Origin of the sequence: Nostoc sp. DedSLP03 (assembly GCF_034530815.1) — a bacterium.
Taxonomy (GTDB): Bacteria; Cyanobacteriota; Cyanobacteriia; order Cyanobacteriales; family Nostocaceae; genus Nostoc.
In genome coordinates this window covers 34,151-59,376 of sequence record NZ_JAVRCK010000016.1, presented here as the reverse complement: position 1 = coordinate 59,376, position 25,226 = coordinate 34,151, and the positions used below count along the sequence as shown (strand labels likewise).

Here is a 25,226-nt window from a genome sequence, read left to right as displayed (position 1 = left end):
ATTCTGAATTCTGTTTTTAAAATCCAAAATGGTATAAGGCTGGAGAATGAAAGCACCATTACCTGATAACGAAACACAGCGACTTGAATCTCTTTTGCAGTATAAAATACTCGACACTCCTTCGGAAGCAGCCTTTGACGACCTCACCCGTTTAGCTTCATATATTTGTGGAACTCCCATTGCCTTAATCAGCTTAATTGATACTAATCGTCAGTGGTTCAAGTCAAAAGTTGGTTTGGATGCCTTACAAACACCCCGTGATTTGGCATTCTGCGCCCATGCTATTCTACAACCTGAAGTTTTTGTTGTACCTAATGCAACAGTTGACGAAAGGTTTGCGACAAACCCTTTTGTCACCTCTGACCCGAATATTCGGTTTTATGCTGGAGTACCGCTAACTAACCCTGAAGGATATGCACTAGGAACACTTTGTGTAATCGATCGTGTACCAAGAAACCTCTCTCCAGAACAAGTTGAAGCATTACGAATTATTGGTCGCCAGGTAATTAAGCAACTAGAAATGCGCCGCAATTTAGCAAGTTTGGTATTGGCAAGTGATACACGCAAACAGTCCCAGAAGACACGCAAACAATTTTTTCAAAGGATAGCTGGAGGGTTTGGATTAGCATCGGCAGTTTTAGTTTTGATTGGCATAATTTCTTATCAAAACACATGTATATTGATTAATACGAATAAGCAAGTACAAATAACCCAAGAGAAAATCAATCAACTAGAAGAATTACTGTCTGAGATGAAAGATGCTGAGACTGGACAACGTGGTTACATCCTCACTGGACAAGAAAGTTATCTAGAACCTTATCAAGCAGTAGTTGGAAACATCGATCGCAAAATTGTAAAACTGAAAAATTTCATCGCAGATCAACCTAACCAACAAAAGCAGTTCGCAACCCTTGAATCTCTGATAGCTGCAAAACTTGCCATACTCAAGCAGACTATATACCTACGTCAAAATCAGGGATTCGAGGCGGCGTTGCAGGTAATCCAGACAAATCAAGGAAAACATCTCATGGATGATATCCGCAAGATCGTTCATGAGATAGAAAATCAGGATAGAAGGTTGCTTCAACAGCAGTCACAAGCTGCAAAAGCCAGTGCTAACAACACAGTTTTGACACTGGCGATCGCGATTTGTTTAAGTTTTTTGATTCTGGCTATAGTCTACTACTTTATTTACCGTGAAGGAAAAGAGCGGAAATTAACAGAAGAAACACTGAATCAAGAACGCAACTTTATCTCAACAGTCCTGAATACAACCAGCGCTTTGGTAATAGTTCTTGACACAAAAGGGCAAATCGTTCGCTTCAATCAAGCTTGCGAACAAATTACTGGTTACTCATTTGATGAAGTGAAAGGAAGGCATTTCTGGAACCTGTTTCTACTTCCTGAACAGGTAGAGCCGATTAAAGCAGTTTTTGAGCAGTTGCGATCTGGTGAAGCGCCCATAGAATACGAAAACTATTGGGTAACAAAGGATGGTAGTCGGCGGCTCATTTCTTGGACTAACACTACCTTGAAAGACTATGAGGGGCACGTTGAATACATTGTTGCTACAGGTATTGACATCAGCGATGTCTTTGAGGAACTTCGCTTACGCCAACGAACTGAACAGCATCTGAAAGCAGAGTATGTTACAACCCGGATCTTAGCAGAGTCAACCACAATCAACGAAGCCATGCCCCAAATTTTACAAGGAATTTGCGAAAGTTTGGGATGGGATTTTAGTGAATTTTGGATGCTAGATGGGCGAGCAAATCTACTGTCTTTGCTAAATTCATGGTATAAAATCTCCTTTGAGATGCAAGAGTTTGACATCCTCAGTCGGCAGATTACATTTGCACCAGGAATTGGGCTGCCTGGTCGTGTCTGGGCTAGTCTTGAACCTGTTTGGATTGCTGATGTCGTTAAAGATCGGAGTTTTATCCGCTCTCAAATCGCTGCCGAAGCACAACTGCACGGAGCTTTCGGTTTTCCGATCTGTAGTGGTAAAAAAATCATCGGTGTCATTACCTGCTTTAGCCATAAAATCCAGCAAGCTGACCCAGATTTGGCAAAAGTCATGAATTTGATTGGCGAGCAAGTAGGGCAGTTTATTGAGCGCAAGCAGGCAGAAGAACAACTGCAACGCCAAAACTTGCGATCGCAACTATTTACTGAAATCACGCTCAAGATTCGTCAGTCTTTGCAAATCAAAGAAATTCTCCAAATCACTGTCACCGAGGTTCAAAAAATTCTCCATAGCGATCGAGTTTTGATTTATCAGCCTTTGGCTGATGGCTCTGGAGCTACCGTGGTTGAGGCAGTAATTTCTGGCTGGCTAGCAATTAAAGAGAAAGAGCTAGTCAATGCTTACTTTCAAGCTGAATACATCCAGCAGTACTATCTACAACAGTACCGTCAAAAACCGAATCTGGGGCTTGCTGAATTGGATATAGCAGAAGTCCAAAAAAACCATCTCGAATTACTGCAACAATTTGGAGTCCAGTGTAATTTAGTCATACCCATTCTTGTCAAAGAAGAACTCTGCGGTTTGCTGATTGTCCATCAGTGCGGCAGTTCCCGCCAATGGTCTAGTTTTGAAACTCATCTTTTACGGCAAATAGCTGACCAAGTAGGTATTGCTTTAGCCCAAGCCCAAATGTTAGATGCAGAAACTCAACAACGACGAGAACTCGAAATTGCTCGTCACCAAGCTGAATTAGCCTCCCAAACCAAAAGTGCCTTTTTGGCCAACATGAGCCATGAAATTCGGACTCCGATGAATGCTGTGCTGGGGATGACAAGCTTAATGTTAGAAACTCCCCTAAATTCCGAGCAGCGGGATTTTATGGAAACAATTCGCATTAGTGGTGATGCTCTCTTAAGCCTGATCAACGAAATTTTGGATCTTTCCAAACTAGAGGCTGGGGAAATGGCACTAGAAACTCTAGATTTTGACTTATCTACCTGTGTAGAAGAAGTATTGGAATTATTGGCTCCCTCTGCCCATCATAAGGGATTAGAAATTGCAGGATTAATTTACAGCAACGTCCCCACCCACCTCCAAGGCGATGCCGGCCGCTTGCGACAAATTCTCATGAACCTGATTAGCAATGCAATCAAGTTCACCAGCAAGGGTGAGGTAGTATTACGAGCAGAATTGCGATCGCTTTCCTTGACTACAGCTACTATCTATTTTGCGATCGTAGATACCGGTCTTGGCATTACCCCTGAAGATCAATCCAAACTCTTTAAGCCATTTACCCAAGTAGATGCTTCCACCACCCGGAAATATGGCGGCACAGGTTTGGGATTAGCCATCTGCAAGCAACTGGTAAGCTTGATGGGAGGAGAAATGGGTGTAGAAAGTCGCTTGGGAAGAGGATCTAAGTTTTGGTTTGAAGTAACTCTTGCCATGCAACTTGACTCTATTTCTTTAGAAGGCGAACGCGAACTTTTGCTCAATCGCCGCTTGTTAGTGGTGGATGATAATGCTACTAATCGCAAAATCATCTACCATCAAGCTACTCGTTGGGGAATGCTGGTGGATCAAGCTGCTTCGGCTACTACTGCCCTCAAAGCTATTCAAGAAGCCGCCAAGCAAAAAAATTTATATGACATAGCTGTGATTGATATGCAGATGCCAAAAATAGATGGCATGACTTTAGGAGAACAAATTAAAGCAAATTCTGCGATCGCTGGGCTACCTTTAATTATGCTTACCTCTACTAATCAACGCGATGAAATCCATCGAGCGCTAAAAATAGGATTTGCGGCTTATTTAGTCAAACCTATTAAGCCGTCCCGGCTCCTCGATGCGATCGTGACTATTTTAGGAACGCAGCCAGAAGAAGAGTCAGAAGTCAGAATTCAGGACTTAAAACTGAAAAATTCTGAAAAAAACCGCAACTATTATTGTGACTCCTCTAAACTTAGAATTCTCTTGGCTGAAGATAATTTGGTGAATCAGAAAGTTGCTTTGAAGCAACTCCAAAGTCTAGGTTATAGCGCTGATGTTGCTGGTAATGGGAAAGAAGTTTTGCAGCTATTAGAAAAAATTCCCTACGATTTAATTCTGATGGATTGCCAAATGCCAGTTCTTGATGGTTTAGAAACTACAAAAGAAATTCATCGTTGGCAAGAAAGCTACTTTGCTAGTGGTTATCGTCCGGTAATAATTGCAATGACAGCTAATGCCATGAAAGAAGACCAGCAAATGTGTCTAAATGCCGGAATGGATGACTATTTGAGCAAGCCAGTAATCAAAGAAAAATTGGCGGCAGCACTAGAGCGTTGGGGAAATGTGATATTCGAGGCAAAAGAAACAACTGCTACAGAGCAAACAGTTTCTACAACAGATGTCGGTGCAGTTAACCTCCCAATTGATTGGGAACGCTTACACCAACTATCGGAAAACAACCCAGAATTTGAATTGGAACTACTGCAAATATTTGTTGAGGATATTCAACCTCGTCTAGAGTTAATTAAAATAGCGATTGCAGCTCATGACTTTGAGCAAATAATACTTCAAGGTCATCAAATTAAAGGTTCTAGTGCCAATATGGGAGTTACAACCATGCATCTGGCAGCCGAAAAACTAGAACAATTAGCTTATAACCAAGAGCGTCGAGGTTCTAGTAACTTAATCGTAGAGCTAGAAGACTTTATTAAACGCATCCAAGATTTTTTGAATTGTCAAGATGGTAACGCCACAACCTGAAATAATAATATTTATTAATAAATTCACTGGCTCAACACTTATTTTACATTTCTCATTACTAATTTCCTCTTTTACAGATAGAAATTGTCAGCGATTGGGAATAATAACAAAGTATATTCGGTGAGTTAGCTGCATCATAAGCTAAGAATTTTTAGCCTAAATGTCAGTTAAATACATCATCTATTATTCCCAATTGATTCTCAACAAGTGAGGTTTTTCTAATGAGTCAGATGAGTAGAGACGATGTACGAGAAAGACTTGGTAATATCGATCAGATCCGCGATATTATTCTTGGAACCCAGCTAAGAGAGTACGAAAATCGATTTAGCAAGCTGGAGTCAGATGTATCTCTCCTGCAACAACAGACACGATTGCATGTCGAGCAACTCAAGTCCAACTTTTCGGCCGAACTAAAAGCGGGATTTGAGTCGCTGGATAAAAAGCTGAAATCACTGAACCTCGCAACTCAAGAAGAAACTCTTGACTTACGGCAACAGGTTGATAGACTTAATAAAAAGTTCTCTAGCAGCGTTCAGTCGCTTGATGAAACCTTAGATAGCCAAACTACCTCGATTCGAGATGAAATTTTTCAAACTAAAGTCCAATTACAAGATGATGTTACGGCATTACGGGATCTGATTTTAGAAGAAATAGATCGACGTTTCTCACAGCTGACAGACACGAAAGTTTCTAAAGACGATATGGCTGAAACTTTGTTTGCCTTGGGAATGCGTCTGAAAGAAACTGAATTTATTCCTAAATTGCGAGAAGCAGCCAATGAACGCAGCGATGAATATACTGCTGTACCGCTTCTAGAAACTACAAAGTTATCAAAAGTAAGTGTTAACTCACTCTAACAGTACAGCAGAGTTACATTCATAATCAAGTCAGAAAGTAAAGAGATATGAAGGAGATAATGACTCCAAACTCATAACCTCTAACTCACAACCTCTAACTCAGCACTCTAAAAAGGATAACTCAGGTGGAAAATTCGGTTTCTCAATCTGTTGAGTTGAAGTCAGAAACAGCTGTGCAGCTTGACAATTTGCTGCATTTGCTTATCGAACTCAAAATTATCGAATCCCCTGAGCAATCTCCTTTATTACCATCAGAAACTGATAATAGTAATGAGTATATTCCAGAAAAAATTGAATTACTGCAACTTCCTCCAGTGACATTAGAAGTATGTGAAGCTTATTTAGAATCGGATTTTAATTTTCCTCAAGATATATCTAATTACTCACAAACTACTCAAGAAGAATTAGAAGAATCTATTGGAATATTTACAGAATTTGAGGAAAAATTAGACAACTCAGAAGATATATTGCAAAAATTACGGGAGATATTAGTCGGATATGAGCTAACAGAAATAAACAATATTACAGATAATTTGGAACAAAAATTAACAAAAATAGAGCATCAAATTTACGATCCTAAAGAGTTAATAAATCTACTACTACCGTGGATTTCTGAACTTTTAAGGCTGAAGATTACAGAGTCAAGAGAGGAAATTGTCCAAATAATTGCTCCGATCGTTGATGAGATTATCCGCAGTCGCACTGAACAAAATAAAATTAGTATGAGTACAGCGATCGCACCTGTAATTCCTCTAGCTATTTCCCAGCAAATTATTATAGCTCCAGAAGAAGTTTCAGATGCGATCGCTCCGGCAATGGGACGAGCCATAAAAAAGCAAATTGAAATTGAGCAGAATATCGTGGTGGATGCACTCTACCCAGTTATTGGTAGTACCATAGCCAAATATATGGCAGAGACAATCCGTGCCATTAACCGACAAGTTGAAGAAACCCTCAGCGTTGAAGGTATTAAACGTAAAATTCGTGCCAAGCTACAGGGAGTTTCAGAAGCAGAATTAATTCTTAAAGAAGCTCTGCCATTTACAATTCAAGCCATTTTCTTGATTCATAAAACATCTGGTTTAGTTATCTCAGATATTCAGCACTCTCATGTAGAGCAGCTAGAGGCTGAAATGGTAGCAGGAATGCTGACAGCAATTCGTAGCTTTGCCAATGATTGTATCAATCAATCTGGAAGCATAACAGAATTAGATGCAATTGAATATGGAACATCTAAAATAATTTTAGAAGTTGCCGGATACTGTTATTTAGCGATTGTTGTGCGAGGAGAACCAAGCAAAAATTTTATTTGGAAAATGCGGCAAACATTCAGCAAAATTATAAAAATACATGGTAATATAATTGAAAAGTTTGACGGCGATCCAGATTTAATTCCTATTGAAATTCATACACTTCTAGAAGAGCTAAAGAATTCAGATATTCCGGATAAAAAGAAAGCGAAAATCTCGCCACTACAGATATTAGTCTTAACATTTATCGGTACCATTTTAATTCCTTGGGGTATTTGGCAATACCGTAGTGGAGTTATACATACCATTGAAAATCAAGCTTCGTTGGCTCTAACTTCTGTTCCAGAACTAGCCGTATATCGGCTCACTGTACAAGTAGAACACGACAAAATAAAACTAACAGGACGATTACCTAATCAACTTCTTCGCCAGAAAGCCGAGCAAACTGTCAAAATCACTTCTCCTAATTGGTTGATTGACAATCAAATTTTATTAGTAGAAGTACCAGCAGATCCCGTATTAGCTGCTGCTGAAGTCAAACGAGTTACAGCAGTTTTAAATCAGACTAACGATATAGCAATTTCCGCTCAATATATCGCTGGTAAAGTAGCTGTTGAAGGAACTGTCAGCCAAATTGTAGATGCTCAGATTATTGCAAATGCATTTGCACAAATTCCCGGCGTCAAATCTGTGTCTAGTGCGGTGCGAGTAGAACCCCCACAGATTGAAGTTCGATTTTACTTTCAACCCAACTCAGCTAATTTAATGAGAACAGATTTAGCGTACAAGGTTCAACAGGTCAAGTTTTTCCTCGAACAGCACCCAAATAAGCATTTAAAAATCATTGGTTATAGTGACCGTACTGGCGCGAACAAATCTCAAAAATTGGCACTGGCGCGAGCAAAGGCTGTACAACAAGCACTGATTAAATTAGACATCAAGCCATCTCGTCTACAGGTCATTGGTAGGACAAATTTACCACCAGGAATTGATGAAACTCAACCTTTGTGGTTAAGTCGTTGTGTCGCTCTAGAAGCGATAAACAAGCAATTTTAAGTTTATAGTAGTTATGATTTTGATAAAACATTCTCTACTTTCCTTAAACTATGTCTACAATCTCTAAAAAAATATGCTTATTTGGTGATTTTGGTGTTGGGAAAACTAGTCTGATTCGCCAATTTGTAGAGTGTCAGTTTAGTGATGAATATCTTTCAACTGTAGGAGTAAAAATTTCTCGAAAATTGGTTACTATTTCAAAACAAGAGCTACTTGTTGAACCAAACTTACAGTTAATAATTTGGGATATTGAAGGTAGTAATAAGTTTAAAGCAGTTGCTAAAAATTATTTTCAAGGTTCTAAAGGTGCTGTGATAGTCGGTGATGTGACACAAGCAGAAACCCTCAATCATATCCAAGAGCATATTCAAACTTTTTTAGCTGTTAATCCTAACAGCTATATTGTTGTTGCACTGAACAAATCAGATATGATTGCAGCCGAATATTTAGAAAAAATTCGGGAAATGCATCAATTTACTAATCAAGCTAATATATTAGACACTTATGTAACCTCAGCTAAAACTGGTAATAATGTTGATAAAATATTTCAAGCTTTAGCCACTCGTTTAATTTAATTAAGATGAATTCATTTTTTACAAACCTATTAGCTGTATGTGGCATTGAATATTTGATAATTGATGAAAACTTAAAAATTATAGAGATGTCTTTGGGATTAAATCATTTTGCCGAGCTTCCTAATGAAGTAAAGCTAGGTCAGGATGTTCGGATTGTGTTTCCAGAATTAGAGGGACTGGAAGATGTTTTTGATGCAATTCTCCAGGGAGAACAAGATAATTTTGAATTAAAAGGAATTATGCGATCGCCAGATACATCTTCTCCTTTATATATTGATATTCGGATTACGAATAATCTCCAAGAAGACCATTATAAAAATCGACTAACCATTGTTGTCGAAGATGCGACAGAACGGATGGTGCTTGAGCAATCTTTATTTCAAGGTGCAAATGAAGCAAATCTTTTATTACGTAACTTAAAGGCTTCTAAACAATACATCGATCAAATTGTGACATCAATGGCGGATGCCTTGTTAGTGACAACGCTATCAGGCGAGATCAAAAAAATGAATTATGCCGCACAAATCTTATTGCAATACAACGAAATAGAACTCATCGGTCAACCGATTGCAAAAGTTATTGAAGAAGCCAATAAATATCCATTGATAATTGATGATATTGATATATCCCACAGTCAAGACATAAATTTTTTAGTAAAAGAAGTAGAAACCGTTTGTTATACCAAAAGTGGTAAAACAATTTCAATAGCTTTTTCATCCTCAATTGTCAAGACACAAATTGAACATTTTCAAGGTTATGTTTACATTTTGCGAGATATGACTGAACGAAAGCAGGCAGAACTTGCTAAACAGGAATTCTTAGCAATGATTAGCCATGAAGTTCGGACTCCCATCGCATCGGTAATTGGTATGGCCGGTTTGTTGCAATATACTGAATTGACTGCTGAACAGCAAGATTTTGTTGAAACCATTTACACCAGTGGAAATTCCTTACTCAAAATTATTAACGATTTCCTTGACTTCTCCAAAATCCAATCGGGTAACTTAGAACTCGAAGAGGAACCTTTTGCTTTGCGAAATTGCATTCATGAGGCTCTTTATCTGCTTGCACCTACAGCTAGAGAAAAAGGTTTAAAACTCACATTTTTAGATAGTCCTCAACTTCCTACTATGATTGTGGGAGATATCACCAGACTGCGCCAAGTCTTGATTAATTTAATCAGTAATGCGATTAAATTTACCGAAACTGGAAGTATAGAAGTTTCAGTTATAATCCGCAAGAATAGCGATATTAATCATTCTTCTACTGCAAATCCTGACGAAATTCAGTTTAGTATTAAAGATACAGGCATTGGAATTCCACGCGATCGCCTAGAGCGTTTATTTAAAGCTTTCAGTCAAGTTAACTCCTCCATTACTCGACAGTATGGCGGTACTGGCTTAGGTCTTGCTATCTGTAAGCAACTGTGCGAGTTAATGGGTGGCAGAATTTGGGTTGAAAGTGAGCTGAATGCAGGTAGTACATTTTACTTTACGATTGCCGCTTCTGTGATTTCAGAGGAGTCAGCAGCAGCCAGTGTGGTCTTTTCCCAACAGGAGATACCAAAAGCGATCGAGTCTTTACAAGTGGAGCAACTGGCGTTTAGAAGTCATGAGTTATTCAGCGTCCCCGCGTCTTCTTCCCCGTCTCCTGACCTATATAAATTAAGAATCCTTTTAACTGAAGATAACCTGGTGAATCAGAAAATAGCCTTGAAGCAACTCAAAAGTCTAGGCTACAGTGCTGATGTTGCTAATAATGGAAAAGAAGCGTTGCAACTATTAGAAAAGATTCCTTATGATTTAATTCTGATGGATTATCAAATGCCGATTCTCGACGGTTTAGAAACCACAAAACAAATTCATCGTTGGCAAGAAAGCAGCTTTGCTAGTGGTCGTCGTCCTGTAGTAATTGCAATGACAGCTAATGCAATGAAACAAGACAAACAAATGTGTTTAGATGCTGGAATGGACGACTATTTGAGCAAACCGGTGATGAAAGAAAATTTGGCTGCGACACTAGAGTATTGGGGAAATGTAATATTCAAGGCAAAAGAAACAGCTGCCACAGAGCAGACAGTTTCGACAACAGATGTTGGTTCAGCTGAACTCCCAATTGATTGGGAACGCTTGCATCAACTTTCAGAAAATAACCCAGAATTTGAATTTGAACTACTACAAATATTTGTTGAAGATATTCAACCTCGTCTAGAAGTCATAAAAATAGCGATCGCAGATTGTGATTTTGAGCAAATAGCGCTCCAAGTCCATCAAATTAAAGGTTCTAGTGCTAATATGGGAGTTACAACTATGTATCTGGCAGCAGAAAAACTAGAACAATTAGCGATCGAGCAAGAGCGTCGAGGTACTATTAACTTAATTGTAGAGTTAGAAGATTTTATTAAACGCATCCAAGAGTTTTTAATCATCAGTCAGTAGTCACAATTTCCCTACCATAATCATAGGCATTTTTTGTAATATTTACTAATAAATAAACAGTAACGATTATCTACTGTCGGCTCATAACTCAATTTGTCGGCAATGGCGGACATAATTTTTAAACCCCGCCCGCGCTCTCGATTGTTATCTTCAAATTCAGATATTTGGCGCAATTGCTGTTCTAAGTCAAATGGTTCGCCTTGAGACCAGATGCGAATTTCTATGTATTCATCTAATCGCACAGCTTCCATCTCAATTGGAGTTTCAATAGGTAAGTTTTTGTGGGCATGTTCGACAATGTTAGTAAAGCCTTCCATCATCAGCGTTTGACATTGCCACCAAATTTCTTTATCGAGAATAGGTGGTTGATTCATCTGCTCGAACCAAGACAAAACTTGAGGTGAAACTGTCAAATCTGTGTTGACTTGGAGATAAATTTTATTATTCACTTCTTAACTAATAAAATATCGTGGAATCATCATATTCGTTAATTAGTTTATTTAATTTGAGTATTTTTACTATACATTAAAAACTAAATTGCATATAACTTAAATTAAAGCAACTATTTATCAATCATTTTACTTAGTAAACTGTAATTTATGTTTAAAATTCTAGTTATTGATGATGACCCGACAGTGCGAGCAGTACTGAAAAGCACACTCCAAAGGCAGGGTTATGAGACTACTGTAGCTAGCAATGGTGAAGAAGGAATTATCCAAGCACAACTGCTACATCCTGCCCTGATTATCTGTGATTGGATGATGTCACAGGTAGATGGGTTAGAAGTGTGTCGTCGAATTAGAACAGATCCAGAATTGGCAACTACTTTTTTTATTCTATTGACAGCTAGGGGAGCAGCTCGAGGAGAGGAGGAAGATAGAGTTAGAGGGCTTGATGCGGGAGCGGATGAGTTTATCTCCAAACCAATAGAGATGAATGAATTGAAAGCACGGGTAAGAGCAGGACTAAGGTTACACCAGCTAAATCAGGATTTGCAAAGTCAAAAGCAAGCTTTGGAGACACTCAATCAGGATTTGCAAACTCAAAAGCAAATTTTGGAAGCCGAATTGGCTGAGGCCGCTGATTATGTGCGATCGCTTTTACCCTCACCCCTTGTAGGAGCAGTAACTACAGAAAATCTGTTTATTCCCTCAGCGCAGCTAGGGGGTGATTGCTTCGACCATTATTGGATTGACGAGGATCATTTGGCAATTTATTTGTTAGATGTATCTGGTCATGGGGTGGGTTCAGCCCTCCTATCGGTATCCGTACAGAATGTTTTGCGATCGCAATCTCTACCAAACACTAACTTTTGTCAACCAAGTGAAGTCCTAAAAGCTCTCAATCATGCCTTCCAAATGAGTAAGCACGGTGATAAATACTTTACAATCTGGTATGGAGTTTATCACCGCCTTAAACGTCAACTCATTTATGCCAACGCCGGACATCCACCAGCTTTACTGTTATCTAATACCTCCACAAACAATATCGAAGTTAAACAGCTAACTTCTTTAGATTTACCAATTGGCTTTTTGCCTGAAGTCAAATTTGAGGATGCTGTTTTTCAGGTTGAAGAAAACAGCACTTTATACATTTTTAGTGATGGTGCTTATGAAATTAATCAGTCAGATGGTAAAATTTGGGGGATCGATGCATTCATTGACTTACTAACCAAATATAGTCAGAATACCTGTAATCTCAATCAACTCTTAGCAAAAATTCTCACCTTAAAAACTCAAGATAATCTTGATGATGACTTATCTTTAGTCAAAGTTAACTTTGGTTAGAATAGTCAGTTATGCATACTTACATTTGAATTTTTTAACAGCTTATTGTGTTGCTAATACTTGACGATAAAAGTCATCTTTGTCAGCAAAGGTTTGAAAAATTCTATCCATTTTAGTTAGTTCAAACAACATTCTAACTTGATCGCTGATTGAACAAACAAACAGTTTAGCTTTAGCATTTCTTACCATTTGCATTGCTGATACTAAAGCACCTAAACCAGAGCTATCAATAAACTTTACTTCTTTCATATCAATTAACAAAATATCAGCGCCATTTGCCAGCATACTGCTAACTTCACGACGTAATTCATTACCTCTAATTCCATCTAAAATTCCAGATATTTCTAGTACTTTTACGCTCAAATTCATGGTTTTATTCCCCCATTATGGTAGTTATATTTTGGCATTGAATTAAGGCAAACCGCAATAGAGAAACTATGTAATTAGCTTGGTTTTACTACTGGCTGATGACTATTATTTGCGATTGCCATAAAAAAGCTAGCATCGACCCATTGCCGAGAAATTTCAAAAGCTTCAAAATAGCCATCTTTTTGACCTAACTCACGTGCCCAGAAGCGAGAGAGAACAAGTATGGCATCAAGTTGCATAAATGCTTTATTTAACTCTGATTCATAACAACCGATCGCTGCAACTTTTTCCTCAATTACAGAGGTGATATCCACAAAAAAGTTGGGTTCAAAACCACGCAAAAAAACAGGTGGTGCTGAATACCACAAAGGTATATTTTTGCGGGTAGCAACATTAGAAACTGCGATCGCACACACTTCATGATCTCTATGCCCATATTTTTCAGGTTGTGGTGCGTGAGTAATAATCAGATCCGGTTGCCAACGCCCAAGAGCTTCTTCAGTAACTTTAATCACTGCTTGTGTGGAGAAATTGCACTCCTCAAGTGCATGAAACTCATAAGCTGCACCAATGATTTTACCAGCCGCATCCGCTTCTTGATGACGTGTACCCTTAACAGGCGAACTAGAAAGACCGCCATCAGTCAAAATTAAGCAACGAACATTCCATCCTGCCTTAGACATCAGACTGAGAGTACCAGCAGCAGGTAGAACTTCATCATCAGCATGAGCATAAATTGTTAAGACAGTTCGCTGACCAAAGTTTTTTAAGTCTAAATGAGTGTTCATAGCTGTTTTTTTCTAGGCTGGATTTATAAGTCATACCAATTTAAAAAAAAAATGCAACAGATACATACTCCCAAACCTTTGTTATGTCTGGTTTTCTTAATTTTGAATTTTGAATTGATATCAGTAGTCATCTTCCTTCTGCTCGCTCCTCTTATACCAATTTGAAAAATGATTGCGACAGATGGAAAACTGAAACACTTATCCAATTGAGATTTCACAATCCAAAATCTAAAATCTAAAATCCAAAATGGTATTACTTACCTTTTAACCTCTTTTGGAGGCTGCCAAACAGATGCACGGATGATCGCCCACAAAAGAAATAAATTATAAATAGCCCATGCACCATTGAGCAGGTGAACATCAGGATTATTTAAATGGCCAATAGCGAATCGGTAAAGGCTCCATAACATCCCCAAGATGGTAAGGATAAAAACAACCAACTGCGGCCAAACAAGCCGGAGATAAATCCCGGATTGCCGCTGCTTAGGTGTGACTTGGAAATTGAGTTTTTGTCCTGTGAACACACTCCATACAGCTTGGATTAATAAGGGAAATAAAGCGATCGCATATTGTTCCGAACGCCATACTTCTCTAGCTGGAATACCCCAAGTAGCTGTAAGGAAAGTCAGACGGTTAATAATAAAAGCTGGGAAAAAGTGTATGGCAAAGTCAGACCCGTAGCTTCTAACTGGAACAATGTCTGTAAAAAAATAGATAATTGGACAAGAAATAAAAACCAGAGTTGCAAAACCAGAAAAATAACTATACATCGTCTTGAAATATTGCAACCTTTGCCAAAACGTCAGCCCTGATTTTGTCAGTGGATTTTCCCTCACTAGCACTTGGATAGTTCCTTGTGCCCAGCGTAACCGCTGTTTTAGAGTAGAACTGAGATCGTCTGGTGCTAAACCTTCTGCCAAAAGTTCATTGTGGTAAATAGATTTCCAGCCAGCACTATGCAGACGCATGGCTGTATTCATATCTTCAGTAATGCTATTACTGGATACCCCACCAACTAAATCAAATTCATCTAAACGTTTTTCATCTTTGGCAAATTCATCAGCAAAGTTTTGCAGTCCTACACTAACTAATGCTTCACGTCTGAGAATCGCATTTGTGCCTGTATAAAACGCAGCATTCATGCCATCTTTGCCTTGTTGAAGTGGCCCATAAAATAAATTTGCTCGATGTCCAAAAGGATCGCCTGGAGGAATATTGTAAAAATCCTGGCGGGTCTGTACAAAAGCAATTTGATTCTGTTCGTATTTTCCGATTAAAAGATTATAGGTGTAAAAATAAGGCAGAACTCGCTTGAGAAAATTTCGCTTGGGAATATGGTCAGCATCTAGAGTAACAATAAAATTTCCTGACGTTTCTCCAGAAAAAATTGCATAATTGATGTTGCCTGCTTTGGCATGATGTGCAACACCAGGCGTCTTCGGACGAGCAATGTAACGAAAACGAGCCAGATCAACTAGTTCTAGTTCTTTTTTGTAAATAGCTTCTTCTAAAGCTTTCCGTTCTATAATTAGGCGATCGCGTAGCGTCTTTGTCGGATAATCGCTAATACTGGGATGAGTCGGAGGTAGCCAAAGAATCAGCGATCGCAAACTTTGCAAAAATCCAACCGCAGGCTGATTCACCACTGATTCTGATGATGTTTGCAGCCATTGTTCGGCCGCTTGAGTATTAGGTGTCAGATTTTCCAGTTGCTTCAAACGCTCCAACAATCCAGCATGTTCTGCATCAATCCGTTCCGCTTCTAGCTGTAATTGTGGGGACTGCAAATCTTGAATACACAATCTTTCTGTCATCGCTCGCATCTCAGCCGAATTCCCATCATCCAGCACATAAACGCGTAACTTGATGGGCGGATAATCCATTGCTAAGGCAGCTTTGGCAGTTTCTTCGACAATTTCCGACGGCTCATTGTAACAGGTTACAAATACATCCACTGTTGGCCAGTCGGCTCTGGGTATAGGTGGGGTCATCTGGTCGAGAGACTTAATTTGTCTGACTAAAGGTCGCCACAACCCAATTACAAACATGACGCCACCGAAATAACTGTAAATCTCGGCTATCAGTAAAGGAATAGAAATCCAGAGGGCATCAAAATTGATCGAATGGGTGACGCGCCATTGCAAATACCAGATACCAAAAATTAAATTGATTTCTGCTAAATAACGAAATAACAGCGTTCTTTTTTTGAGTAATGAGCGGCTGTTACCAGGAAAGTTTGTTAGAGAAACTGAAGTCATCTTAGTACCAATAGTTAATGTATCTGCATCCTCATCAAAATAAGTATTCCCTAGTTAAATTTGCGACTAACAAATTTTCTCGATCGATCCAAAATTGGCGTTGCTGCATTGAGCTACAAATCTAGATGTAGAGACGTAGCATTGCTACATCTCTATAAGGATTTTGGATTACTAGGACTTATACAAAACTACAGACTGTAGGGGCAATTTTATGAATTGCCTTTACCAGAAAATCAGGGTTTTGGTTGTGTTATTTTGTGCCAGTTACAAAATGAGTCTTTTCACTATCTGAAACCCAGTAACTTCCAGAACTATCAGAAGTTAACTTGGTTTGTTGTGTGGCGCTGTTTGGTAGACCTCGCCCAGAATTTCCCTTAGCAACTGTCTGCCACCAAAGGGAGTTCATAGTAGTAATCGGACGAATTAAGGGTTGTCGATTTGTCACATTGTATAGTAGGGATTGCAAAATCATACTGTTGGTGCTGCTGGTGAAACCAACTGCTGTTTTGCCGGTGGTTTCGTAGAAGCCCTCATAAAATCCAATTAATGGATTGTACAAGTCAGTCGTTCCTTCTTGTAACTGTTGACTATACTTATTGTCTGGAAGCAGGGCATTATAGGCAAAAGCCACTGCTGTACTTACCAATCGCCCCTTTGGTACTGGTTGACCATCATCTCCTAAAGCTACCCAAGACTCCCCTTGTCCAGTAATTGTACTGTGGACAGTGTAAGGTTTACGATCGATCAAGGTTGTGGCTGAGGCTGTGAGCGTGCCGGTGCGACGGTAACGTTCAGCTTGTGCTTGAAAAATTGGTTCAAAGAGCGATCGCATTTTTGGATCTAATCCAAACTCCAATCCATAGAGTACAAAAGGATTGCTAACTGTATATTGGTTAACTTTGGAGTTAGTATCTGTGCGATGGCGTTGAATTGGGACTTTTAATCCCTCCACTGAGGCAGTTTGATATTCACCCCCAACAGCAGAACGATCGAGATTGAACCCCCATAATTGAAAAGCACGAGCGGCATATTCCTCATAACCCAAGCGGATTTCTGGGTTAACGCGGGTGAGATATCGTCCATCTTCCTCTTTGGTAACGGTGGCACTGGAGAGAATACCTTCACGCACCACACGCAAGTATGACCAATCCAGCACAATTTTATCTACAGCAGCCGTGTATTCTGGATGACAGCTTTTTAAGTTGTAAAGCGCTGCCAGCATTCTACCCAAATCTAAAGCTGACCAACCGTTGCCTTCAGGAACTGGATTGCCACCATAATCGATTGGTTGGAGCGATCGCGTATCATAACTCCGACTTGGCAATTCCCCAGCAAATAACGGTAACTTTGTCAAAGCTCCTAAAAGATGGCGGGTGCGCTGGTCAAATTCTTTAGGGGTAATTGTATCGAGCGATCGCGCTGCATGGAGTGCTGCCAGATAATCTCCCAATCCCCAGAGGGTTGCACCTTTGAAATCACTGCGATCGTCTATTAGCCCACTCTTAGCATGATAATTTGCTTGGAAGTATCGCCAAGCCGCCTCTGCATAGCGCCGTTCAACAAGCGTTAGCGATCGCTCTAGTTTCAGCTTAGATGATGACTGGGGACTATCCACTGGTGGAATAGGTGCAACAGCAACTTCTGTAGGTTTAGAAGTTGCGATCGGAGTCGTAACAGTAGAATTTGGTTGATTTGCAGGAGTTGCACCAGAGGCATTTTCACTGGGTTTGCTAGTAGAATTCGGTTGATTTGAGGATGTTGCAGAAGAAGCATTTTCACTAGGCTTGCTAGTAGACACATTCGCAGAAGCCGAAGCAATTAAAGGGTGATTTCCCTTAGCCTTGTAGTATAAAATCTCCAAAATTAACCCATTCGTATTACCTGTTAAAGCTTTATTGGGTTGTTTTGATTCTTCATAGATGCCAGCATAGTAACCGCTATCATCAGGACTGCGAAGATCCTTGACTGCATCAAAAACTTTTTGGGCATAAGCATTATCTGGAAATAGATAGCGCCAGCCAAAAGCAGCTTTTGTACTGAGGCTGCGAAACTGTGGGTAAGGTTGATTGGTATCGGTAATAGTTGCCCAGTTTGTACCGTTGGCGTAAACGGTGTTGTAGAGAAAATAAGGTGCTTGGTCGATATTATCTTCTGTTACCGCAGTTAACTGACCTGTGGTATCAAACCGCCGTTTTTGCACATCTAAAACCCTGGCAGCAAAATCAGCTAATTCACCTTGCAAGCCAAATTCAATCCCATCAAGGATATAAGACTCACTCACAACGTAATTATTAGCGTTGGTGCTTTGAAAGTCACGGCTATCAACAGGGATTTGCACACCATTAATTTCGACTAACTTAAATGGTTCTAAAGCAATAGCTTTGGGTGCTGAGAAACCCCAAAGTTGATAACCCCTAGCGCCGTATTCTTCGTAGCCGAGTCGTCCCTCTTGCACTAGTAAGGTTTTGTTGTCAGGGAGAACAGTCGCGCCATAAAGTTGTCCGTCTTTGAGCGATCGCGCCACCTGCCATTTCGCTATAATTCCTTTGAGCCAGTCATTATATTGAGGATGGCAGGTACGGATGACATCAAACGCAGCCAATATTCGCCCAACATCCAAAGCAGACCAGCCAAGACCACGCTCTAGTGGATTGTTACCATAATCAACCATCTGTGCGGTGGCTGCGTTATAGACTTTATTGGGCAAAGCATCTTCAAATAACTTCAGACTGCTAAGAGTTGTCAAAAACTTATTGAGGCGGGAATCAAAGTCTGCTTGATCGGTAAGATTCAACCATCGTGCAGCATTCAATGCCATCAGGTAGTTACCCATATCCCAGAGTGTACCTGAAGGATAACCGCCAGTAGAATTGGTAAATCCTGTTGCTGGCTGATAATTTTTGACAAAATACTGCCAAGCTCCACGAGCATAAGTTTGTTCTTCAGATGTGAGCGGGGTTGTAATATTGCTACAGCTATTGGAATTTTGAGATAAGACTGGTGTTGGGATGTAAAACAAAAATTGCAGAAATGTTCCAATTAGGAACAATGCAATCCATCTCAACAGCTTTTGTTGAGGGAGTTTGTATAGCATAATGCAAAGAAAGAGTTAGGACTTAGCAACGTCATAGCACATCTGTACAGCTATATTCATAAATAGAGATGTATTGAATGAGTCAAGTAGCGCTAGTAAATGATATTCGGAACAAATCTGGAAATCAGGGTGAATTATACGGAAATTTTCTATACTGTTTCCTTAAATTGGGACTATATACGGAAGAAGTTTGTATTTTGCCCAAAAAGAGATTTTATAGAGAAAATTTATTTCTATATATAGATTACAAAAAATTACAGTTGATAATTATTTTTAATTAACTATTTCAAATATTTCTACCGCAGAGATGCCACCTCTGCTACCCAAGGTGAATATTGTAGATATCGCAGTAGCTATCCATTCTTCGGTAAGCACCATCGATGAATTGTTAGTCCTAGTCCTGTAGAAAATCAAAATAGGGGAAAATGGAAGTTGGAGCGATCGCAGCAGCCGGGAGGAACGCGATTTTGTGAGGTTGGGTGAAAAAGGTGCGATGCCCACAACATATCTTTAATCGGAATAATCACATGAAGCCGTTTGTATGGGGATTGCGGTTTAGCGGCAGTGGTTGACTTATACTCCTTTGCTGGGCTGCGTTTTAGCTCTGCTATTAAAATCTGTTAATCTGTAAATATAAAATTGTTGATTTAAATCACATCTAAGCATCTATTAAGAGTAATATTATGGCATGGGAATTGCTATAGCAACACTGTGGGCTTTAGCGCTACGCAGCAAAACAGGTAAAAAGATGGAGGAAAAAATACAGCATTACATAAAAGCACCAATTACTGAGGCTGTTATTGACTTACGCGTTGAAATGTCTTTTGAGGGAGGGTTGTCCTCTCTTAATGATTTTGGGCATCGTATACAAGCGGAATACTTAAAACGCAGCGAGCTAGTTAACGTTGAAAGTCAAATCCAGATTAAAGAGGGCGAAACATCCATAGCTGGTAATCAGACTGTTTTCGGTTATCGCTATTCATCTCCTGACAATAAACAAATTGTTCAAGCACGTTTAGATGGCTTCTCATTCAGCAGACTAGCACCTTATGAAAAATGGGAAATATTTCGAGATGAGGCACGACGATTATGGGATTTATACCAAGTTACCACTAATTCAACAACGGTTACCAGAGTAGCAGTACGTTACATCAATAGGCTAGATTTACCTTTACCTTTAAATAATCTCAAAGAATATTTACTCACAGCGCCAGAAATATCGCATAAACTTTCTCAAGGGCTTAGTGATTATTTTATGCAATTAGAAATTCCTCAAGAAGATATTGAAGCAACACTAGTATTGATTGAAGCACTTATACCGTCTTCTAAAGATAATTTCCTTTCTGTATTATTAGATATAGATTTATTTTCTCATGTTGATTTTGCTAGCAACGATGATAAACATTGGAGTTTACTAGAAACTTTTCGTAGTCGTAAAAACGAAATATTTGAAGCTTGCATTACTGACAAAACTAGGGAGTTGTTAAAATAATGGCTACATTCACTTTGGCGTCACAGAATAGCTCGTTTGTTCGTAATACTGGCAACACATCACTTCCACTTGAAGGGCAAGAAGGAAGACTATTAAACAGTAAAATTCATCAAGTATCAGACAAAATTAAAACGGATGAACCAATCCAGAGACTATTAAAATCTTTTGAAGAAGATAATCAGCAAAGAAATCAAAGACTTCTAGATTATATCCAATCTCTGCGCTCTAAAATGGTTACTAGCAATGAAACTGAGTTTACGCTATCAGTTCTTGAAAAAGCCGAGCAGGTATGGAAAAACCTAAGAAGCGTTTTTTTGTCGAAAGACCAGTGCTTAGAAGTACCAGATGCTTGTCCTGGATACCAAGATAATTTCATGTATGCTTGGTCAAAAGGAGAACACTATCTTGAATGTGAAATTTTTGACACTGGAGAAGTAGAGTTCTTTTATCGCAATAATGATGATATTTGGGGAGAAGATATAAAAGTTGGACAGGAGTTCTCTACCGCAATTATTGACAAGCTTGCGCTGTTTGCTTGGTGACCTGTCTATGAAGCTGGATCTGGTACAAGATTTAAAATCAGTGCCAGATCATTGCCACGTTATACGCCTTGCTCGATTACCAAAAGATTTTTTAGAAAAGAAAAAGGTTTTACCCATTCAACTAGATAAAGAATTGGAACCTTCAACTCAAGACAAGGATTCAAAGCCTCCTCATCTCAGTTTTTGGGTTGAATTTCTTACAACACCAAACCAAGCATATAATTTCTTGCGGCAGAACAATCCTAATTCAGACAAAAAATTGGTTCTTCGCCTGAAAGTTGAGGAAATTCGTAAAGTTGTGGGGATTGTTGATAAAGAAAATACTTACCCTGAATTATTAGATGTTATATGGGTGTTTCTTGAAAAATCTGTAAGAGATAGCCATCCAGGGGCAAAAGGACACTCTGGAATCATTGGTTTATTCGAGCAATCTTTACCTAGCGGGTTAACCAAAGGACAGTCAAAGCTTTTACGCAAGTATTTGCGCTCAAAGCTAGCAGAATTAGCATCTAAAGATTGTTTTATGCTTGAAGAGGAAGAGTAAAATTATTTATAGCTCTAAACAGTTTACTTGCTGTATATCTACATGACTTAGATGACTTTAAGGCATCTGCTAGAGGGAAAATTCAGCACTAGTTTTACAGCAAACCTCAATGGCTCGTTTAAGGTATCACCTTACAAAGCCAGAAGTTAACAGGTAAATAACTTTGTTTATACCCCTTTTCTGTCACTTTCCGGGAGGGCGATCGCTAGAAGCCTCATGAGGCAGTCAATACAACCTATACTATTAGAAAAAAATAGGTCTTGTATTTGTTATTAGAATTTGTTATTAGAAAATAATCGCGCGATTGCTTGCTATACAAAAGCTCTAGAATTCACAAATGGCAAATGTTTTCGGAGAGTGACAGAAGAGGGATACAGTAGATTCGATGTTTATGAGGTACAGAAACCGATTCAAATTCAAAGTTTAAAAACTATCCCTGAAATTGGTGTACCTCATGTACCTCAAAAGCGCTGTATGTCTATAAAGTAAAACTGTTATATAGCAATGCTTTTATAGGAATCATATTTGATTTCGGAAAAAACCTACGAGATAATATTGAGAATTTATCTGTCTAAAAAGTAACAATGATAAACCAGCATTTACAAGCTGCGATCGCAGAACTACAAGAATTTACAGAATTCTCTGGCTCACCGATCAATATTAGCCATGTCTACGAAGAGCTTCGCTTACGCAAACACGCAGAAGCATTACTGAAGCAAACGAATGAGGAACTAGAAGTTAGGGTAGAAGAACGAAATATTGAGCTAATTCAAGCTAATCACGACCAAAAGTTACCCTTGAGAAACTCAAATATACTCAGGCTTAACTGGTGCAAACTGAAAAAATGTCGAGTCTAAGGCAATTAGTTGCAGGGATTGCTCACGAAATTAATAATCCAGTTAACTTTATTTACGCTAATCTCACCCATGCATCTGAGTATACACAAATCTTATTACAAATTTTGCAACTCTACCAGCAAATCTATCCAGTTGCCTCTATAAATAATGATAATCGCAGCTAAGATACTCAAAATTAATTTTTAGACTAAACCGTTTAGTTTAAAATAGTGATTAGTAAATTTTTGACTTACTTGTAACTAATAATTTCTTGAGAAGTTACGATGAAATCACAATCGAATTTTAGTTAAAATATTTCCTTCCCAGGCAAATAAAACCATTAAACAGCAATACCTCTTCCGTCGAATTTTACCAATTTATAGTAAATCTCACTTATCAAATCCCATGCCACATCGTCATTATCCTCCCGCTTACTTACGCTATCTCAAAGCCAGATTATGGAATTTAGGGCGGCCTGGTTTTTGGGGAACTGCGATTTTTTTATCTGTAGTTGGGTTAGCAACCTGGGAATACTGGTCAAATCCAGATATTTTCGCTTATAAGCAAAAAAAACCAGTCGTTTTACAAAAGTCTGCTGATTCTTCCCTGTCAGAAGAAAACAAAGCTATTGCAGCAGATATTGATAACCTGCCAGCTTTATTTAATGACTTTGAGCAAGGAACCTCATCAACGGCAAATGCGCCTGAACAACAGACTGAGGCAAAAAAGAGCAAAGGCTTATTAGATGATGTAATTAACAAACAAAAGTCTGCTAATAATACCAAATTAAATCCTGGTTTAGGTGTTAACGGCGACACCTTCCCAGCCGCGAAAAATCCCTTTGTCCAACAAACAGACAATTTATTGCGTACTGGAACAGTTGATAGTAGTAACCCGTTTCTAGGTCTTAAAACCTTTAATACGGCGTCCGAACCAACAGGGGCAGACCAAACATCTTCTAGCCTGGGTGTTGGATTGACTAATCAAACCAATAAGAATCAAAATTCTCTCTCTATCGACCCTCTGCAAGCAGCGCTTAATCAATCGACAAACCAGAAATTGTCTAGCTTCAGTAGTAACACTGCAACTCAGACAAATGCTGTAGGGCAAGTCTCCGCTCCAGGAACAACCTTAATACCACCCAGCAATAGCTTAACCAGTCAGAATTCTCTACCAAACACTGGGTTAACTACTGGGACAGGTAACACATCAACGGGTACGAACTTACCACAAAATCCCTACAATACCTACACTAATTTAAATAACGGTCAAGTAGTCCCTAATAATGGGTTAAGTACGGGTACGAACTTACCGCAAAATCCCTACAATACCTACACTAACTTAAATAACGGTCAAGTAGTCCCTAATGTAGCACCAAGTAATACTGTACCTTACTCTAGCCAAAGTCCGAGTCAAAGTGTTGTCCCACCCACAAACCCTGTAGGTTATGGGAATTATGGCTTGCAGCAACCGACCCAAATACCACAAACTAATTATGGGAATAATGTGTTGCAACAACCAACTCAAGTACCACAGTCTAATTATGGGAATTATGGCTTGCAACAACCGACCCAAATACCACAAACTAATTATGGGAATAATGTGTTGCAGCAACCAACACAGTCTAATTCCGTATATCTTCTTCGCCAACTTCGAGACAAGTATAAAAATCCGGGTCAAAACTGATTTGAAGTACGTCGGTTAGAAAAAGTCTAGCTAAGGTGATTGTGGGCTATTTGGAATTATCGGAACTTCCGGTGTTTCGGGTTGTTGCTGTTGTCGTTGCAAATATTTACTCAATACATAAGCCATATCCCCACGGGTTACGGGTTTTAATGGGGAAATATTGCCTTGAGCATCTGTATTCAGAAATCCCTCAGTCGCTACTGTCGCGATCGCTTTTCTAGCCCAAGTTGGGATAGACTTTTCATCTGGATGTGAAGCCAGAATCTCATTTACAGCAGCATCAGGAAATTGAAATACACCGTAAGCCTGGGCGAAAATAGCCAGAGCTTCTGCCCTTGTCACTTTTTGGTTAGGGAAGAATTCATTGCCTCGATAGCCTTTCATGATGTCAGTTTTTAGGACTGTCTGTATATCATTAAATGCCCAATAAGAACGAGGAACATCTGGAATAGTTAGATTTTCTTTGGTGACAGCTTCTCTTTTATCTAGGCGAAATGCTTTGACCATAATCGAGGCTAATTCTGCCCGACTCACTAACCTTTCGGGATAAAATTTGCCATCGGGAAAGTTTGTCATCCATTTGACAGCAGTTACCTGTTGAATGGAATCAGCTGGTATTTCAGAAGTAGATTCTGGTACTTGAGCAATTGCTGGCAAGCTTTGTAGAAGTGCCATTAAAGAGAGAGTAATTGAAAGCTGACGGATCATGATAACCACTTGTAGCTGCAAACGTGAATTAAAAAAACTACGTTACTGAGGTTAACGTAAAACTTAATCTCAGTTAATTAATGACGAATTTCGGCTAGGCGATGTTGCATAGCTACGGAATACGCCAGCTGGTTTAGATCGTCAGGAGAGTGGAAATCAGCAAAAACTTGTTTTTTACCTTTGATGTTTTGGCGTTATCCGCCCACTACTATGGACTATAGTCAGTTTT

The 25,226-nt window shown here is 39.2% G+C and carries 18 protein-coding genes and 1 pseudogene; 12 read left to right on the top strand and 7 right to left on the bottom strand.

Translation table 11 applies throughout. The features are described from left to right. Window positions 1-46 precede the first annotated feature (46 nt). The 5 genes from RM368_RS10340 to RM368_RS10320 all read left to right on the top strand — a co-directional run bounded on the left by RM368_RS10340 (window position 47) and on the right by RM368_RS10320 (window position 10,893). The gene (locus tag RM368_RS10340; RefSeq protein ID WP_322693987.1) at window positions 47-4,717 is read left to right on the top strand and encodes a response regulator; all 4,671 of its coding nucleotides are present in this window, start codon (window positions 47-49) and stop codon (window positions 4,715-4,717) included. Window positions 4,718-4,938: 221 nt separating this feature from the next. After that, window positions 4,939-5,574 carry a hypothetical protein gene (locus RM368_RS10335; protein ID WP_322672429.1) on the top strand — a complete coding sequence of 212 codons (636 nt, stop codon included), beginning with the start codon at window positions 4,939-4,941 and terminating at the stop codon, window positions 5,572-5,574. Between the two features lie 125 nt (window positions 5,575-5,699). Continuing rightward, window positions 5,700-7,880: an OmpA family protein gene (locus RM368_RS10330; protein WP_322693986.1), complete on the top strand. Its 2,181-nt coding sequence runs from the start codon at window positions 5,700-5,702 to the stop codon at window positions 7,878-7,880. A 50-nt stretch (window positions 7,881-7,930) separates the two neighbouring features. Then, window positions 7,931-8,455 (top strand): Rab family GTPase, encoded by a 525-nt coding sequence (locus tag RM368_RS10325; RefSeq protein WP_322686754.1) that lies wholly within the window; start codon window positions 7,931-7,933, stop codon window positions 8,453-8,455. 5 nt (window positions 8,456-8,460) lie between these two features. Next, window positions 8,461-10,893 carry a hybrid sensor histidine kinase/response regulator gene (locus RM368_RS10320; RefSeq protein WP_322693985.1) on the top strand — a complete coding sequence of 811 codons (2,433 nt, stop codon included), beginning with the start codon at window positions 8,461-8,463 and terminating at the stop codon, window positions 10,891-10,893. A gap of 20 nt (window positions 10,894-10,913) precedes the next feature. Here RM368_RS10320 and RM368_RS10315 read toward each other — a convergent pair whose 3' ends face one another. Beyond that, window positions 10,914-11,342, bottom strand: coding sequence for an anti-sigma regulatory factor (locus tag RM368_RS10315; RefSeq protein ID WP_322693984.1), 429 nt, complete (start codon window positions 11,340-11,342; stop codon window positions 10,914-10,916). Between the two features lie 150 nt (window positions 11,343-11,492). Between RM368_RS10315 and RM368_RS10310 the strand changes: the two genes are divergently transcribed. Further along, a complete protein-coding gene (locus RM368_RS10310) occupies window positions 11,493-12,680 on the top strand; it encodes a SpoIIE family protein phosphatase (RefSeq protein WP_322693983.1) in 1,188 nt (395 codons plus the stop codon). A gap of 42 nt (window positions 12,681-12,722) precedes the next feature. Here the strand turns inward: RM368_RS10310 and RM368_RS10305 are convergent, their stop codons facing one another. The 5 genes from RM368_RS10305 to RM368_RS10285 form a co-directional block, all read right to left on the bottom strand. Further along, on the bottom strand, window positions 12,723-13,049 hold the full coding sequence (locus RM368_RS10305; protein WP_322693982.1) for an STAS domain-containing protein: 327 nt from the start codon (window positions 13,047-13,049) through the stop codon (window positions 12,723-12,725). A gap of 74 nt (window positions 13,050-13,123) precedes the next feature. Next, the gene (locus RM368_RS10300; protein ID WP_322693981.1) at window positions 13,124-13,837 is read right to left on the bottom strand and encodes a PIG-L deacetylase family protein; all 714 of its coding nucleotides are present in this window, start codon (window positions 13,835-13,837) and stop codon (window positions 13,124-13,126) included. A 257-nt stretch (window positions 13,838-14,094) separates the two neighbouring features. Continuing rightward, window positions 14,095-16,095 carry a glycosyltransferase gene (locus tag RM368_RS10295; RefSeq protein WP_322693980.1) on the bottom strand — a complete coding sequence of 667 codons (2,001 nt, stop codon included), beginning with the start codon at window positions 16,093-16,095 and terminating at the stop codon, window positions 14,095-14,097. Window positions 16,096-16,345: 250 nt separating this feature from the next. Next, the gene (locus tag RM368_RS10290; protein WP_322693979.1) at window positions 16,346-19,189 is read right to left on the bottom strand and encodes a DUF3131 domain-containing protein; all 2,844 of its coding nucleotides are present in this window, start codon (window positions 19,187-19,189) and stop codon (window positions 16,346-16,348) included. 273 nt (window positions 19,190-19,462) lie between these two features. Further along, a complete protein-coding gene (locus RM368_RS10285) occupies window positions 19,463-19,690 on the bottom strand; it encodes a hypothetical protein (protein WP_322693978.1) in 228 nt (75 codons plus the stop codon). Window positions 19,691-19,877: 187 nt separating this feature from the next. On the opposite strand from RM368_RS10285, the gene RM368_RS10280 reads away from it, so the two are divergent. From RM368_RS10280 to RM368_RS10255, 6 genes and pseudogenes are all read left to right on the top strand, one after another. Next, window positions 19,878-20,681, top strand: a complete 804-nt coding sequence (locus RM368_RS10280) for a TIGR04255 family protein (RefSeq protein ID WP_322693977.1) — start codon at window positions 19,878-19,880, stop codon at window positions 20,679-20,681. Next, on the top strand, window positions 20,681-21,223 hold the full coding sequence (locus tag RM368_RS10275; protein WP_322693976.1) for a hypothetical protein: 543 nt from the start codon (window positions 20,681-20,683) through the stop codon (window positions 21,221-21,223). Before RM368_RS10280 ends, RM368_RS10275 begins: the two co-directional genes overlap by 1 nt. 7 nt (window positions 21,224-21,230) lie before the next feature. Beyond that, window positions 21,231-21,767 carry a hypothetical protein gene (locus tag RM368_RS10270; RefSeq protein WP_322693975.1) on the top strand — a complete coding sequence of 179 codons (537 nt, stop codon included), beginning with the start codon at window positions 21,231-21,233 and terminating at the stop codon, window positions 21,765-21,767. A gap of 584 nt (window positions 21,768-22,351) precedes the next feature. After that, window positions 22,352-22,624: a hypothetical protein gene (locus RM368_RS10265; protein WP_322693974.1), complete on the top strand. Its 273-nt coding sequence runs from the start codon at window positions 22,352-22,354 to the stop codon at window positions 22,622-22,624. Then, window positions 22,564-22,755 (top strand): annotated as a pseudogene (locus RM368_RS10260) (PAS domain-containing sensor histidine kinase); the annotation flags it as partial. The gene RM368_RS10265 and the pseudogene RM368_RS10260, both read left to right, overlap by 61 nt. 253 nt (window positions 22,756-23,008) lie before the next feature. Continuing rightward, window positions 23,009-24,289: a hypothetical protein gene (locus RM368_RS10255; RefSeq protein ID WP_322693972.1), complete on the top strand. Its 1,281-nt coding sequence runs from the start codon at window positions 23,009-23,011 to the stop codon at window positions 24,287-24,289. Window positions 24,290-24,319: 30 nt separating this feature from the next. Here the strand turns inward: RM368_RS10255 and RM368_RS10250 are convergent, their stop codons facing one another. Next, the gene (locus RM368_RS10250) at window positions 24,320-24,997 is read right to left on the bottom strand and encodes an S-layer homology domain-containing protein (protein WP_322693971.1); all 678 of its coding nucleotides are present in this window, start codon (window positions 24,995-24,997) and stop codon (window positions 24,320-24,322) included. Window positions 24,998-25,226 lie beyond the last annotated feature (229 nt).